Below are 15,218 nucleotides of genomic sequence, written 5' to 3' on the forward strand. Positions count from 1 at the left end.
TCGTACGCTGCCGACTATGCCCGACCTCGAACCCGCCGCGGACGGCGACGCGGAACGCCCGCAGGACCTGGGCGACCTGGTCCACCTGGAGGCGCGTCAACTGTCGGCTCTGATCCGCGACCGGCGGATCAGCTGCGTCGAGGTGATGGAGAGCTACCTGGAGCACATCGATCGGCACAACCCGAGAGTGAACGCCATCGTCAGCATCCGTCCCCGGGACGAGCTGCTCGCCGAAGCCGGTGAGCGGGACCGTCAGCTCCGCGACGGTGACCGCCGCGGCTGGATGCACGGTTTTCCGCATGCAGTCAAGGATCTGGCTGCTGCGCGGGGCATCCGGCACACGGCAGGATCGGTGATCCACCGGGACCGGGTCGCCGACACCGACGACCTGTTCGTGCAGCGGATCAGGGCGGCCGGCGCGATCATCATCGGCAAGACCAACACCCCGGAGTTCGGGCTCGGCTCGCAGACCTACAACCCGGTGTTCGGCACGACCGCGACGCCGTACGACACCGACCGGACCGCCGGCGGCAGCAGCGGTGGCGCGGCGGCAGCCGTGGCCCTGCGGATGCTGCCGGTCGCCGACGGCAGCGATTACATGGGGTCACTGCGCAACCCGGCCGCCTTCTGCAACGTCTACGGCCTCCGTCCGAGCATCGGCCGGGTGCCGAATCGGGCAGGCTTCGTGGCTCAGTTGTCGGCGATCGGACCGATGGCCCGCAGCGTCACCGACCTCGCCCTGCTGTTGTCCACTCAGGCCGGTCCGGATCCGTACACGCCGCTCGGCCCGCACACCCCGCTCGGCCTGGATTCCGATCCCGCACGGTCGGCGGGCCGGCTCGACCGGGACTTCCGCGGCACCAAGATCGCCTACGTCGGCGACTGGGACGGCTACCTGGCCTTCGAACCCGGCGTGCTGGAGGTCGTCGAGACCGCGCTGGGCGAGTTCGAAGCGCTGGGCGCGCGCGTCGACCGGGTGCTCCCGGCTTTCGATCCGGCTCGGCTCTTCCAGCTCTTCCTGCGCTGGCGCTGGTGGGCCCAGACCGGCAACGCCGAGTTGTACGACGATCCGGCCACCCGCGACCTGCTCAAGCCCGAGCTGCGCTGGGAGATCGAGCACGGACTTCGGCTGACGGCGCGGGACATCACCGAGGCCGTCGCCGAGCGGCAGGCCTGGTACGCCGCCGTGGTCGACCTGCAGCGCAACTACGACTACATCATCGCCCCGAGCGCTCAGGTGTTCCCGTTCGACAAGACCGTGCACTGGCCGACGATGATCGACGGCCGCCCGATGGACACCTATCACCGCTGGATGGAGACCGTCGCGCCGTGGTCACTGTCGGGTTGCCCGGTCGCCGGCGTACCGGCCGGTTTCGGCGACAGCGGGCTGCCGACCGGAATCCAGATCGTCGGCCGGGCCGGACAGGACCTGGCCGTGCTGCAGCTTGCCCACGCCTACCATCGGCGGACCCGGTGGCCGCAGCGCAGACCGCCACCCGGGCTGGCCGGCTGATCGACACGCCTCGCCCAGCCCGCGCCCGCTCGGCCCCGGACCCGGCAGAATGAGATCCCACCACCGACCGAACGATCGGAGCTTCCCGAATGCCGTTGCAGACCCTGCACCTGCAGGACGAAGCGATCGAGCTGGACCGGGCGTCCGCGGCCGACCTCCCTGCGATCGTCGCGCTGCTGGCCGACGACAAGATCGCAGCGGGCCGCGGCGACTCCGCCGACCCCGCCGACCTTGATCACTATCGCGCGGCCTTCACCATGATCGACAACGATCCCAGCGAGTTGCTGATCGTCGCCCGCAAGGGTGCGGAGATCGTCGGCACCCTGCAACTGTCGTTCCTGCCGGGGCTCTCCCGCCGCGGCGCCCTGCGGCTGCAGATCGAGGCCGTTCGGGTCGGCCGCAGCCAGCGCGGCAGCGGACTCGGCAGCGCCATGATCAACTGGTCCCTGGACGAGGGCCGCCGGCGCGGCGCGACGATGGCGCAACTGACGTCCGATTCCGCCCGTCCCGACGCCCACCGCTTCTACAGCAAACTCGGTTTCAGCGATTCGCACGTCGGCTTCAAGATCGACCTGGCCGACCGGAAGGTCGACTGACGCGACCCGGGAGCCACGGGCACGGATCGGGCCGGAACCGCGGACACGTCGCTCAGCCGAGGGTGGTCGACCAGGTCACACGGAGCGCTGCCGGGTCGTCGCCGGGCTCGCCGCGGAACTCGGCGTCGATCGTGAAGTCCTGGTAGACGGTGCCGTCGGCTTCGAAGACCACAGTGTCGCCGACGATCCCCTTGCGCTGCGGGTCGTCGGCGGCCGGGATCACCTTCACCGGTTTGGCGTCGTCGAGGCGGTAGGTCGCGGTCGGCGCCTCGTCGGCGAAGGTGATGGACTGGCGATATCCGCGGGTGTGGGCCAGCTCGCCGGGGTTGGCGCGGACGGTGACGACGGTCCAGCTCTCCCCCTGCGACGCCCAGCCGACCGGCTCGTAATAGGGCACGTTCATCACCTCCACCCTGCAGTTGTCGGTGCCGAGCGTCCAGCCCTTCGCCGGGCGGGCAGCGCCGCAGGTCTGCCCGTGCTTGGCGAGCGTCTCGGGTGGGAGATAGAGCGCATCTGCCGCGGTGTCGGTGGTGCCGGCCGGTTGCCGAGGCTCGACGATCTGGGTGAGACCGTCGTAGGTCACCTCGATACTGAGGTCTGCCTCGACCAGTCGCTCGGGGGCGTCAGCCACCGCCACCCACGCGGTGCCGGAAAGGTCGATCGGCAGGTCGCCGCTGGCTTTCCGACGCATCACCTCATCGAGGTTGTAGCGCAACTTGTCGATGACGAACGTTACCGACGGCGCCTGGCGTTTGATGGTCATCGGCGCCGGCCGGGTGAAGGACTGCCAGTTCCAGGAGACGCCGATGAACTTCGCACCTTCCGCGGCGCGGTCGTAGGCCTCGTCGTAGGGCGGCAGCTTCTCGGTCGGCTCGGTGAGAGTGAAGTCGATCCGGCCGATCGGCGTCATCGCCCAGATGTGGCCCGGATCGGACGACTCGTCGGCAACGATCGTGCCTGCCTTCGCCGCCGACTTGTCGGACGAGCCGGGCACGGTGCAGCCGGCAAGCACGATGCTCACCGACAGCAGCGCGGCAGCGATCAGACGCATCTTCATGCGGTCATCCTTCCGTAGGAGCGTGTCACGCAGCGTCGGTGGCTGATGGCACGGTCCGCGTCGACGTCCGGTGATCGCGGTCGGGTGATCGCGGGCGGACGATCGCGGGCGGACGATCGCGGGCGGGGCCGGCTGCCCGGGAGCTGGCTCGGGTCGCGTCGGTGGGGCCGATCCGGGCCGCAGTCGTCACATTCACAGGAAGTATGGTGGACGGGTGACGATCGCACCCGAAGGACGCAAGCTGCTCCGGCTCGAGGTCCGCAATGCCGGCGTACCGATCGAGCGGAAGCCGTCCTGGATCAAGACCACCGCCAAGATGGGCCCCGAGTACCGCGATCTCAAGCGGCTGGTGAAGGACGAAGGCCTGCACACGGTCTGCCAGGAGGCGGGCTGCCCCAACATCTTCGAGTGTTGGGAGGATCGGGAGGCGACGTTCCTGATCGGCGGTGAGCAGTGCACCCGGCGCTGCGACTTCTGTCAGATCGCCACCGGCAAGCCGGCCGACTTCGACGCCGGAGAGCCGCTGCGGGTGGCCGAGTCGGTGCAGAAGATGGGCCTGAAGTACGCCACCGTCACCGGTGTCTGCCGCGACGACCTGCCGGACGAGGGCACCTGGCTGTATGCGGAGACGATCCGCAAGATCCACGAGCTCAACCCCGGCGTCGGGGTGGAGATGCTGGCTCCGGACTTCACCGGCAACCGCGACTACCTGGAAGAGATCTTCGGCACCCGTCCGGAGGTCTTCGCGCACAACGTCGAGACCGTTCCGCGGATCTTCAAGCGGATCCGTCCAGGCTTCCGCTACGAGCGGTCGCTGGACGTCCTGCGCTGGTCCCGGGAGGCCGGCCTGGTCACCAAGACCAACCTGATCCTGGGGATGGGCGAGACCCGCGAGGAGGTCTCCGCGGCGATGCGCGACCTGCACGAGGCGGGTGCGGAGATCCTCACCATCACCCAGTACCTGCGCCCCAGCGCGCTGCACCACCCGATCGACCGCTGGGTCACCCCGGAGGAATTCTCCGAGCTGGAGACCGAGGCCAACGAGATCGGCTACGCGGGCGTGATGAGCGGCCCGCTGGTCCGTTCGTCCTACCGAGCCGGAAGGCTCTATCGTGGGGCGGTCGAGAAGAGAATGAAAGTGAACGCCCACCATGGCTAAGAAGGACCGGGCCGACAAGGCCGAGAAGACCACCGACCCGGCGAAGATGGGCCGGATCCGGCAGATCATCTTCGCCTACCAACGGACCCACGAGTACGACAAGGCGCTGCCGTTCCTGCTGATCGGTTGCTTCGTGCTGCCGATCGCGTTGGGCATCGTGCTCGGTCTGCTGTTCACGCAGTTCATCGTGTCCACCATCCTGCTCGGTGTGATGATCGGCCTGCTGCTGGCGATGCTGATGCTGGTCCGCCGGACCAAGCAGGCTACGTACAAGCGGTACGCCGGCCAGGCCGGTTCGGCCGAGGTGGCGCTGTCGATGCTGCCGAAGAAGTGGATCTCCTCCCCCGCGATCGCCGCCAATCGGCAGCTGGACGCGGTGCACCGGACGATCGGCCCGGGCGGGCTGATCCTGATCGGCGAGGGCGAGCCCGGCCGGTTGAAGAATCTGCTGGCCAGTGAGGCCCGCAAACACGAGAAGGTCGCCTACGGCGTCAAGGTGACGACCATCGTGATGGGCACCAAACCCGGCCAGGTGCCGTTGGAGAAGCTCGCCGACCACATCCGCAAGCTGCCCAAGCAGCTGGAGGCCAACCAGATCACCGAGATCAAGAGCCGGCTGAACGCGCTGGACGCGATCCGGCCGCAGATGCCGGTGCCGAAGGGCCCGATGCCGACCAACCCGCGCCAGATCAGGGGCGCGAAGCAGGCGATGCGCGGCCGCTGAGCCGCTGCCGCAATCGGCCGGCCGCGTCGGTCACCCGGTGCGCGAGGACGCCGGCCATTGTGCTGCCGTCCAGGTGCCGTGTGGCGCGGTAGGCGTTCAGCACCTGGCGTGCACCGTCAGCACCGACGAACCGTTCCAGTCGCGGATCGCTGATCCGCCGGCCCTCGACGCCGTCGGCCGCCTGATCGAAGAACGGTCCGCGGCCTTCGGTCGCCGAGATCAACCCGGCGACGGCCTCCCGTGCCGCATCGACCGGCAGTTCGGTCGGTGCAGCCGCCGAGGTCACCGTACGCACCGGCGCGGTGAGCGCGGACAGGTCGCCGACCACTCGGCAACCCGATGCGGCGATCGCCTCGGCATGTCGGCCGGCGATCTGCAGCGCCCGGTCGGCCGCCCACTCCGGCAGCAACAGCGGTGCCTCGTCCGGCCCCGGTTGCCGACACTCCTGCATCCGGGCGATCACGCCGTGCCGGATCAGGCTGGTGTAGCGGCGCCAGTCATAACCCCGCTCGGCGATGATCAGATTGATCCGTCGGACCAGTTCGACCTCCGCCGCCGACAGGCTGCGGTTGGCGACGTAGCCACCGGCCGGCCGCGCCGCGGTCGCCGCCCGAGGCAGTCCGAGCAGGTCCTCGAAGGCATCGGTCAGCTGCGTCGGCCGCCCCTTGTCGGCGATCACCACGCTCACCCGATCGGCGCCCAGCAGTCGGATCCAGCGTCGCAGGATCGCGGTCTGATCGTTGCGCCGAACAAAGGTGCGGATCGTCGGCCGCCGCGTCCGGCCGTCGAGTGCGTCGGCCAACCAGTCCTCGAAGTGGCCGGTGTGCCCGGACTTGACGAACTGCTGCCAATTGGACGGCAACAGATCGGCGTAGCCCCGCAGCGTGATGGCGACGTGCAGGTGCTCCGGGTCCAGTTCGTCGACGAATCGGCGAGCCTGCTCGTCGGTGGACTCGCAGACGAACTCGTGGCTGATGAAGGTCCGGCCGTCCCGCCAGGACGCTTTCGAGACGGCCTCGCGCATCAACGCGTCCCAGACCGGTCGGGCGTGCAGCTTGGCGCCCCGTCCCCGCCAGCCCAATGGCCGCTGCATCAGCGCGGCGGTCTGGTCGCGGTGGTTGAAGCCGCTGCCCGGGTAGCAGACCCCGTGGGCAGCCAGCGTGTCGCGATTCAGCGCGGCACCGCGCTGGACGACGGTGGTGCCGGTCTTCGGCAACCCGATGTGCAGCAACCGCGAACCGGGCGGCAACGCACCGACCAGCGGCGCCCCATTCCTGCCGGTGCCAGGCCCCAGTCCTTCGACAAGCTCAGGATCCGACCCGGTCACGTCGTGTCCTATCGCGTCGGCGCCGGTCACTTGAATGCTTTGCCGACCCGACGGCGCGCCTTGTTCACCAGCTTCCGAGCCCGGTTCCGGTAGGGCTTGGACCGGTCGTCGGCGCTCATCAGCCCGCGGTAGGCGGCGACCGCGGCCATCGTCCTGTCATCCAGATGCCGGGTGGCGCGGATCGCGTTGGCGACGTCGCGGCCGCTCTCGGAGTCATACAGCCGCTGCATGTAGGGCTTCTTGAAGTTCACCGATCCCTGGACACCTTCCGGTGGCTCGTCGAAGAATCCACCCCGGCCGTCGGCGGCCGACAGCAGACCCGAGATCGCTTCGAAGGCGGCGTCGATCGGGACCTGGGTCGGCCGCTCGACCCGCGGCACCGTGCGCACCGGCGCGGTCAGCGCGGACAGGTCGCCGATCACCCGGCAACCGGTTGCGTCGATCGCGTCGGCGTAGCGACGGGCCTGCGCCAGTGCCTTCTTCGCCGCCCAGGCCGGCAGCGCCAGCGACGGCTCGTCGGGGCCGGGCCGCCGATTCTCCTGCATCCTGGCGATGAAACCGTGCCGCATCAGACTGGAGTACCGGTCCCAGGTCATGCCCTGTTCGCGGAACACCTTGTTCACCCGGAGCACCAACTCGGCCTCAGCCGCGGACAGCCCACGGTTGCCGCCATAGCCGCCGATCGGCAATGCGGTCAGCATCCCGCGCGGCAGGTCGAGCAGGTCCTCGAAGGCGTTCATCAGCTGATCGGGCTTGGTCTTGTCGGCGATCACCACGGTCACCCGGTCGACGCCGGCGACCCGGACCCAGCGTTCGACGATCGCGGCCTGATCATTGCGCAGGTAGAAGGTCGGTGTGGTCCTCAGCTTGGACCGCGGCCCGAGGATCTGCTTCAGCCAGACGCCGTACGGCTTCTGGAAACCGGCCTTCACATACTGCTGCCAGCTCGAACCGAGCAGGTCGGCGAAGCCGCGCAGGGTGATCACCACGTGGGTCTTCGGACCGAGGGCCCGGATGAACCGGCGAGCCTGCTCATCGGTGGATTCGCAGGCGAACTCGTGGCTGATCAGCGAACGTTCGGCGGGAGTCTGCTTGACCTCCCGCTCGATCCGCTTCCAAATCGCCTTGGCCGGGGTGGATTCACTGTTCTTCCAACCCAGCGACCGGCTCATCAACGCCGACACCGCCTCGCGGTGGTTCAGAGTGCTGCCGGGGTAGCAGACGCCGTTCTCCAGCAGCTTCTCCCGGTGATAGGCCGCGGTCCGTTGCAGTGTCGTGGTCCCGGTCTTCGGAATGCCGATATGCAACAGCGGGGTGCCCACCGGCAACGCCGGTACTGGTCGGTCTTCCGGTGCCGTCACGTGCTGCTGACTCCTTGCCGCTCATTCTTACAGGGCCACTCATTCTTACGGGGCCACTCACTCTTACGGGCCGCCACCTGATCGATCCGGGGCGATTGCCGGCTCATTCTACTTGGACCGACAGTTCCAGCCACTTCTCCTCCAACTCGGCCTGCTCACCGCGCACCTGCTCCAAGCGGGCGTTGTGTTCGCCGAGTTTGGTGTAGTCGGTGCTGTCGGCCAGCATCGCCGCCTCGATCGTCGCGACCTGGGTCTGCAGCCGGTCCAGCCGGCGTTCGATGGCCGACAGCTCCTTGTTGATCAGCCGCGCCTGCGCCGCGGAGATCTTCGGCTCGGGCCGGGACGCGCCGGCAGCACGGCGCCCGTCCTCCGCTGCCCCTTTCTCGCCCCCGGTCACCGGCCCGTCCCCGCCACCAGCTCGGGAATCGGACTCGGCGGACAGCTGAAGGTATTGATCGACACCGCCGGGCAGATGCCGCAGCCGATGGTCGAAGATTGCGTACTGCTGATCGGTGACCCGCTCCAGCAGGTACCGGTCATGGGTGGCCACCAGCAGCGTGCCCGGCCAGCTGTCCAGCAGATCCTCCATCGCGGCCAGCATGTCGGTGTCCATGTCGTTGGTCGGCTCGTCCAGCACCAGCACGTTGGGCTCGTCGAGCAAGATCATCAACAGCTGCAGCCGTCGTCGCTGCCCACCGGACAGATCCTTGATCGGCGTGGACAACAGGGCAGCGCCGAAGCCGAGCTGCTCCAGCAGCTGCGCCGGAGTCTGTTCCTTGCCGCCGGCAACGTACTCGGTCCGTTTGGTCTGCAACAGTTCACGGACCCGGAGATGATCAACGGCCGCGAGTTCGTCGAGCTGCTGACTCAGCGTGGTGATCTTGACCGTCTTGCCGGTCTTGACCCGACCACTGTCGGGCTGCACTGCACCGGTGATCAACTTCAGCAGCGTGGTCTTGCCGGCACCGTTGGCCCCGAGGATCCCGGTCCGCTCCCCCGGCGCGATCCGCCATTCGACGTGTTCCAGCACCGGTTCTCCGCTGTCACCGGAGTAGCCGACCGAGACGTCCAGCAGATCGACGACGTCCTTGCCGAGTCGGGCCGTGGCCAGCTGTTGCAGCTGCACCGTGTCGCGGATCGGCGGTACGTCCTCGATCAACGCGTTGGCGGCCTCGATCCGGAACCGGGGCTTGGCCGTCCGGGCCGGTGCTCCGCGGCGCAGCCAGGCCAACTCCTTGCGCATCAGGTTCTGCCGTTTGGCCTCGGTCGCCGCAGCCATCCGGTCGCGTTCGACGCGTTGCAACACGTAGGCCGCATACCCGCCCTCGAAGACGTCGACGACCGCGTCGTGCACCTCCCAGGTCAGGGTGCAGACCGCGTCCAGGAACCAGCGGTCGTGGGTGACGACCACCAACGCACCGTCCCCGGGACGCCAGCGGCGGTTGAGATGATCGGCCAGCCAGGACACCCCTTCGATGTCGAGGTGGTTGGTCGGTTCGTCCAGGATCACGATGTCGAAGTCGCCGGCCAGCAACGCCGCCAGCGCGACCCGTCGGCGTTGCCCACCGCTGAGTTCGCCGACCGGGGACCGTCGGTCGAGGTCGCCGAGCAACCCGTCCAGCACGTCCCGGATCCGCGGGTCACCGGCCCACTCGTGCTCCGGCCGGTCGCCGACCACGACTGCCGCGACCGACTGTTCCGGGTCCAGGGTGTCGGCCTGGTCCAGCATTCCGACCGTGACGTCGCGCCGCCGCACGACCGAGCCGGTGTCGGGCTGCAAACGGCCGGCCAGGATCCGCAGCAGGGTGGATTTGCCGTCGCCGTTGCGACCGACGACCCCGATCCGGTCACCGCTGTTGATCCCGATGGTCAGGTCGGTGAACAGGTGACGGGTCGGGAACTCGAGACCGATGTCCTGGGCGCCCAGCAGATGTACCACTCCGACAGGGTACGGGGCCCGACCGCGTACGGGTGCCGACGGCATAGGGTTGAACACCATGAGCCAACCGCCGCTGTCCGCGCTCATCGCCGAACTCGGATCCGACATCGTCACCAGCGATCCCGCCGTGATGGACCGCTATCGCTTCGACTGGGCACGCGACGATCGAGCCGGAATGCCGCTCGCGGTCGTCCGGGCCGAGACCGCCGAACACGTCCAGGCGGCTGTGCGCTGGGCGGACCGCTCTGCGGTGCCGGTGGTGCCCCGCGGCGCCGGCAGCGGACTGTCCGGCGGCTCGACCGCCGTCGAGCAGTGCCTGATGATCAGCACCGAGCGGATGCGTGCGATCACCATCGACCCCGGTGCACGGGTGGCGATCGTCGAGCCCGGGGCGCTGAACGCCGAGGTCAAGGCGGCCGCCGCCGAACACGGGCTCTGGTATCCGCCGGACCCGTCGTCGTTCGAGATGTGCTCGATCGGCGGCAACCTCGCCACCAATGCCGGTGGGCTGTGCTGCGTCAAGTACGGCGTGACCACCGACTATGTGGTCGGGCTCGATGTGGTGACCGCCGACGCAAAGCTCCTGAAGCTCGGCGGCATCCGGGTCAAGGACGTCGCCGGACTGTCGTTGATGAAGCTCTTCGTCGGCAGTGAAGGCACGCTCGGCGTGATCACCCGGGGCATCCTCAAACTGGTGCCCAAGCAACCCGACACGGCGACCCTGGTCGCCACCTTCCCCGACGTCGACAGGGCGGCCCGGGCGGTGGTCGGGATGTGCGCGGAGATCCGGCCGTCGATGTTGGAACTGATGGACGGCCTGTCGATCAACCTCGTCGAGGATCATCTCCGGATGGGACTGGACCGGGAGGCGGGCGCGATGTTGATCGCCCAGTCCGATTCACCGGGCGCAGCTCGCGGCCTGGAGGTGTCGATCATGGAGAGGGTGTGCACCGAGCTCGGCGCCAAGGAATGTTTCGTCACCGAGGACCCGGACGAGGGTGAGATGTTCGTCGCCGCCCGCCGAGCCGCATTCCAGGCGATGGAGAAGCGTGGCTCGCTGCTACTGGAGGACGTCGGCGCAGCAATCCCTCAACTGCCTGAGTTGATCGATGGCGTGGCCAAGATCGCCGCTGAGAATGCGATCGAGATCCCGGTGGTCGCCCACGCCGGGGACGGCAACACCCACCCCAACATCGTCTACGACCCCACTGATCCCGACTCGGTCGCTCGGGCCCACCGGGCCTTCGACCAGGTGATGCAACTGGCCATCTCGCTGGGCGGCACGATCACCGGCGAGCACGGCGTCGGCCGGCTGAAGAAGTCAGCGTTGCCCGAGCAGCTCGGACCGGACGTGATGGCACTCAGCCACAAGATCAAGGACGCGCTCGACCCGAAGGGCATCATGAATCCTGGAGCAGTCCTGTGACCCGAGGAACAGCCGGCGGCTCGACCGGCTCACCGGACCGGGCGATCACTCCGGCCGCGTTCGATCGCGATCAGGTGATCACCGACTTCGGACGCGTCGTCTACGGAGTGACTCCGGCACTCCAGGTCAGCGTCGACAGCACCGACCTGGCCCAGCAGGTGATGTACGGCACCGGTGCGGAGAACCGGATCCGGCTGACCGTCACCGGGCCCCGCGGTGCGTACTCCTTCGAACTGGCGCTCTGCCTGCCGAACACCGACCGGTCGCCGGTCTTCCTCGGACTCAACTTCGACGGCAACGACGCCGCGCTCCAGCAATGGCCGATCGACCTGCTGCTGCGCCGCGGATACGGGGTCGCCACCGCCCATGCCAGCGCGATCGAACCGGACCGGCTCGGCGGCGCGGCCGACGGCATCCGGACGGTGCTGCCCGAGGGACTGGACGACTGGGGAACGCTCGGGGTCTGGGCCTGGGCGCTCAGCCTGATCCGCCGCCAGCTGCCCTCCTTCGCCCACGTCCAGGCCGACAAGATCATCGCCATCGGCCACTCTCGGATGGGCAAGGCCGCCCTGTGGGCAGCCGCGCAGGACACCGGCTTCGCCGCGGTGGTCAGCAACGAGGCCGGTTGCAGTGGCGACGCCCTGCACCGACATCTTTCGACAGGCTCAGGACACCGCCCTTCGACAGGCTCACGACACCGCGTGAAGGAGGACATCGCGGCGATCACCGGGAAGTTCCCGTACTGGTTCACGCCGTCCTACGCCGGCTACGCCGGCCGGGACGCCGAGCTGCCGGTCGATCAAGATCAACTGTTGGCGTCGATCGCGCCCCGTCCGGTGTGCGTCGGCAGCGCCTCGGAGGACGACTGGGCCGACCCGCTCGGCCAGTTCCAGGCCGTGTTGGCGGCCCGGGAACTGAACGAGGGCAGCGGCCCGGTCGGCTTCCATCTCCGTCCTGGTGATCATGCGCTGCTGGCCGAGGACTGGCTGCACTACCTGGCCTTCCTGGACCGTCACCTGTCCCCCGGATCGCATTCATCGTCCTGACGGCGGCCAGTGTCCCGCGCCTGACGTTCGCACGATTATTCGAAGCCTGAAACGGCGATCTGCTGCGAAGCCAGGTGGCTTACATGCACCCGGTATGCGCACCTCCTCCGCCTTGCAGCTCACCATTTCAGCCTCCGACTGATCACACGAACTTCGGGCGCGGGACACTACGAGCTGGCGCTGCCGTAGCTGCGCAGCCCGGCCGACCAGTGCAGCCTGGTGATGATCAACAAAGCGACGATGATCAGCACCGCGATGCCGAGCCCGGACAGGTCCGTCACACCTCGCAGGGCCTGCGCCGGCACCGTCGTCGCCAGCCCGATCGGCACGATCGACAGCAGCACGACACGGACCGCGGTCGGATAGAACGCCAGCGGATAGCGGCCCGCGGTCAAGACGGTGTCCAGGAAGGCGCGGACCTGGTCCGACGAGGTCAGCCAGAAGGCGAGATAGCCGAGGTTCATCCAGACCAGGCTGATCGCCACGCATCCGACGACGAACCAGACGACCGCCAAGCCGATCTGCCACGGATCCGGCGTCAGACCGGCGCGGACGGCTCCGACCACCAGGACCGCCGCGCCACTGATCGCCGCCAGCAGTTCGGCCGGCTCGAACCAGCGGAACGCCGCCAGCCATTGTGCCGGCGCCGGCCGGATCAGGATCAGATCGAGATCACCTTCGCGGATGTAGTCACTCATCTTGGTCTGGTTCGGTGCGATCACGGCGGCCAGGAAGGCGTTCAGCAACTGCGCGAAGCCGGTCACCATCAACACCTCGCCGATCCGCCAGCCCCGTACCTCGGTGGTCGTGTTGAAGATCAACAACGCCGGGATGATCGCCACGCCGACCTCCAGCAGACCGACCGCCAGGGTGGTCCAGGCCTGGGCCCGGAACTGCATGTCGCGTTCCAGCGCCTGTCCGGCGATCGCCCGCGCGATCCGTACCCGATACCCGATGCCCCGTCCTGGATCTCGCATCAGGCACCGACCGCACTGTAGGAACGCAGGCCGCGGCGCCAGACCGCGACCGCCGCCGCGACGAAGATCAGCAGCCAGCCGAGCTGCAGACCGAAGCCGGTGACCAGCTGCGGCCGGGCCCAGATCCGATCGGACAGCAGGACGTCCATCGGAAAGGCCAGCATGAAGCGGAACGGCTGCAGCTGGGTGACCGTCGACCAGCCGGCCGGCATCAGCGCCAACGGCACGACGGCACCGGACAGCACCGGGACTACCACCGCCGATACCCGAAGGAATCCCTGGACATCCTCGAACCAGAACGCCAGCGAACCGATCAGTACGTCCAGGGTGAACCGGATCGCGGCTGCGACGAGTACTGCCACCGCGAACGCGATCCAGCGGATCGGATCGTGCGGGTAGTGGATTCCGCTGCCGCCGATCCGGACCCGGTCCAGGACGATCATCGTGATCAGCACGAACGGTGTCAGGAAGATGATCTTGACCAACTTCTCGCCGATGTTGTTGGACACCGCGTTCAGATGGGTCGAGGTCGGCCGGATCAGCCATTGGTTGAGGTCGCCGTTGCGGATCGACTCGGCCAGGAAGAACGCTGTCCAGGACGACGCCAGCATCTCCACGATCGCGACCAGCACGAAATAGGCCAGCAGGTAGCGTCCGGTCACCGGCAGCGCGGCGCCGGTGGCCAGCACCGCCTGCCAGACCAGCAACGAGGTGATCGGGATGATCAGGTTTCCCAACTGCATGATCATGAAGTCGCCGCGGTAGGCGAAGGTGACCTCGATGTTCAGCCGGATCAGCCGGGAGAAGAACCGTCCCTGCCGGCGCCAGGTCCCTCGGGTACTGGTGGTGGTCGTCATCGGCGATCCCCCGCTGCGGATTCGCCGGCGACAGTCGGCATGTCGCTGAGGACGGCCTGCATCACGTCGTCCAACTCGGCATCGCGGACCTCGAGGTCGACCAGGCCGCCCCACTGCGTCGCCCTGGCCAGCAGCTCCGCGACGGTGTCCCGTTCGGTCTCGAAGATCAACTGCCCGGAGGTCGGGTCGGCGTCGATCAGGCTGACACCGGTCGGCAACAGATCCGGTGCCGGTGACTCGATCGGTGGATCGGCGAAGGTGCACCGCACCGTCTTGCGCGGCCTGGTGGAGCGGACCAGATCCTCCGGGGTGCCGTCGAACCGAAGCCGACCGTGATCGATCAGCACCACCCGCTGGCACAGCTGTTCGACGTCGTCCATGTCATGACTGGTCAGGATGATCGTCGTGCCCTGCTCGGCGCAGGTCGCGGCCAGGAACTGCCGGATCGCGGCCTTGGACACCACGTCCAGTCCGATGGTCGGCTCGTCCAGGAACAGCACCTGCGGCCGATGCACCAGGGCCAACATCAACTCGCACTTCATCCGCTCACCCAGCGACAGCTTGCGGACCGGGATGTCCAGGTGGTCGGCGACCCCGAGCATCTCGGCCAACTCGGCGACGCTGCGTTCGAAGTCGCGGTGGTCGAGGTCGTACAGGGCCTCGTACAACTCCAGGTTGGAACGGGTCGACACGTCCCACCACAGCATCGACTTGTTCCCCAACACGATGGCGATCTGCCGCAGATAGTCGAAGCCCCGCCGATACGGTTCGTGCCCCAGTACCCGGAGCTCTCCGGTGCTCGGTCGGAGCAGCCCGGACAGCATCTTCAGGGTGGTGGTCTTGCCGGCGCCGTTGCGCCCCAGCAGGCCGACGAACTCGCCGGACCGGATCGTCAGGTCGAGGTCGGCGACGGCGGCCCGCTCGCTCTGCTGCCGGCCGAAGAGGTCCCGGATCGAGCCGCGCAGGCCCGGTCGGGTGCGATGAAAACGATAGGTCTTGCCGATTCCGGACAGCTGGATGACCGGTGCGCGTGCGCTGTTCGGGGACGGCGATGTTGCCGTTGGCATGTCAATTCCTTCACGCTCGGATTTTGGATACAACCGGCGCCGAACGGGGCTGGGCGAGCCAGCGCGGAATCGGACACATGCAAGTGTGGAAACATTCCCCGGGCACCGGTGTCGGATGCGAGATCGGACACGGCACGGCGGGCGGACCGCGTCCACCGCCGCCTTCGTG

At 68.1% G+C, this 15,218-nt stretch carries 13 protein-coding genes; 6 read left to right on the forward strand and 7 right to left on the reverse strand.

Features of this window, described 5'->3' with window-relative positions:
* Positions 1-16: 16 nt before the first annotated feature.
* Together BLU38_RS05150 and BLU38_RS05155 are read left to right on the forward strand one after the other, a co-directional pair.
* Positions 17-1,513, forward strand: coding sequence for an amidase (locus BLU38_RS05150; RefSeq protein ID WP_091520892.1), 1,497 nt, complete (start codon positions 17-19; stop codon positions 1,511-1,513).
* A gap of 89 nt (positions 1,514-1,602) precedes the next feature.
* A complete protein-coding gene (locus BLU38_RS05155) occupies positions 1,603-2,109 on the forward strand; it encodes a GNAT family N-acetyltransferase (RefSeq protein ID WP_091520895.1) in 507 nt (168 codons plus the stop codon).
* 52 nt (positions 2,110-2,161) lie between these two features.
* Here the strand turns inward: BLU38_RS05155 and BLU38_RS05160 are convergent, their stop codons facing one another.
* On the reverse strand, positions 2,162-3,166 hold the full coding sequence (locus tag BLU38_RS05160; RefSeq protein ID WP_091520899.1) for a hypothetical protein: 1,005 nt from the start codon (positions 3,164-3,166) through the stop codon (positions 2,162-2,164).
* A gap of 214 nt (positions 3,167-3,380) precedes the next feature.
* Between BLU38_RS05160 and lipA the strand changes: the two genes are divergently transcribed.
* Together lipA and BLU38_RS05170 are read left to right on the forward strand one after the other, a co-directional pair.
* On the forward strand, positions 3,381-4,325 hold the full coding sequence (lipA, locus tag BLU38_RS05165) for a lipoyl synthase (protein WP_091520903.1): 945 nt from the start codon (positions 3,381-3,383) through the stop codon (positions 4,323-4,325).
* Positions 4,318-5,049, forward strand: a complete 732-nt coding sequence (locus BLU38_RS05170) for a DUF4191 domain-containing protein (RefSeq protein ID WP_091520907.1) — start codon at positions 4,318-4,320, stop codon at positions 5,047-5,049. The genes lipA and BLU38_RS05170 overlap by 8 nt, the downstream gene beginning before the upstream one ends.
* Here BLU38_RS05170 and BLU38_RS05175 read toward each other — a convergent pair.
* The 3 genes from BLU38_RS05175 to BLU38_RS05185 form a co-directional block, all read right to left on the reverse strand.
* Complete coding sequence (locus BLU38_RS05175) at positions 5,015-6,376, reverse strand: hypothetical protein (protein ID WP_157683222.1); 1,362 nt, start codon at positions 6,374-6,376, stop codon at positions 5,015-5,017. The two genes, BLU38_RS05170 and BLU38_RS05175, sit on opposite strands and share 35 nt — an antisense overlap.
* A gap of 26 nt (positions 6,377-6,402) precedes the next feature.
* Entirely contained in the window at positions 6,403-7,737 is a 1,335-nt protein-coding gene (locus tag BLU38_RS05180) for a hypothetical protein (RefSeq protein WP_157683223.1), read from the reverse strand.
* A gap of 103 nt (positions 7,738-7,840) precedes the next feature.
* Entirely contained in the window at positions 7,841-9,676 is a 1,836-nt protein-coding gene (locus BLU38_RS05185) for an ABC-F family ATP-binding cassette domain-containing protein (protein WP_091520918.1), read from the reverse strand.
* Positions 9,677-9,734: 58 nt separating this feature from the next.
* On the opposite strand from BLU38_RS05185, the gene BLU38_RS05190 reads away from it, so the two are divergent.
* Positions 9,735-11,102, forward strand: coding sequence for an FAD-binding oxidoreductase (locus tag BLU38_RS05190; protein ID WP_091520923.1), 1,368 nt, complete (start codon positions 9,735-9,737; stop codon positions 11,100-11,102).
* The gene (locus BLU38_RS05195; protein WP_091520927.1) at positions 11,099-12,148 is read left to right on the forward strand and encodes a glucuronyl esterase domain-containing protein; all 1,050 of its coding nucleotides are present in this window, start codon (positions 11,099-11,101) and stop codon (positions 12,146-12,148) included. Before BLU38_RS05190 ends, BLU38_RS05195 begins: the two co-directional genes overlap by 4 nt.
* Before the next feature lie 167 nt (positions 12,149-12,315).
* Here BLU38_RS05195 and BLU38_RS05200 read toward each other — a convergent pair whose 3' ends face one another.
* The 3 genes from BLU38_RS05200 to BLU38_RS05210 are packed head-to-tail and all read right to left on the reverse strand — an operon-like array spanning position 12,316 to position 15,049.
* The gene (locus BLU38_RS05200) at positions 12,316-13,125 is read right to left on the reverse strand and encodes an ABC transporter permease (protein ID WP_091520930.1); all 810 of its coding nucleotides are present in this window, start codon (positions 13,123-13,125) and stop codon (positions 12,316-12,318) included.
* On the reverse strand, positions 13,125-13,982 hold the full coding sequence (locus BLU38_RS05205) for an ABC transporter permease (RefSeq protein ID WP_091520935.1): 858 nt from the start codon (positions 13,980-13,982) through the stop codon (positions 13,125-13,127). The genes BLU38_RS05200 and BLU38_RS05205 overlap by 1 nt, the downstream gene beginning before the upstream one ends.
* Positions 13,979-15,049, reverse strand: coding sequence for an ABC transporter ATP-binding protein (locus BLU38_RS05210; protein ID WP_091520939.1), 1,071 nt, complete (start codon positions 15,047-15,049; stop codon positions 13,979-13,981). Before BLU38_RS05210 ends, BLU38_RS05205 begins: the two co-directional genes overlap by 4 nt.
* Between the last annotated feature and the right edge of the window lie 169 nt (positions 15,050-15,218).

Origin of the sequence: Microlunatus soli, from assembly GCF_900105385.1 — a bacterium.
Taxonomy (GTDB): Bacteria; Actinomycetota; Actinomycetes; order Propionibacteriales; family Propionibacteriaceae; genus Microlunatus; species Microlunatus soli.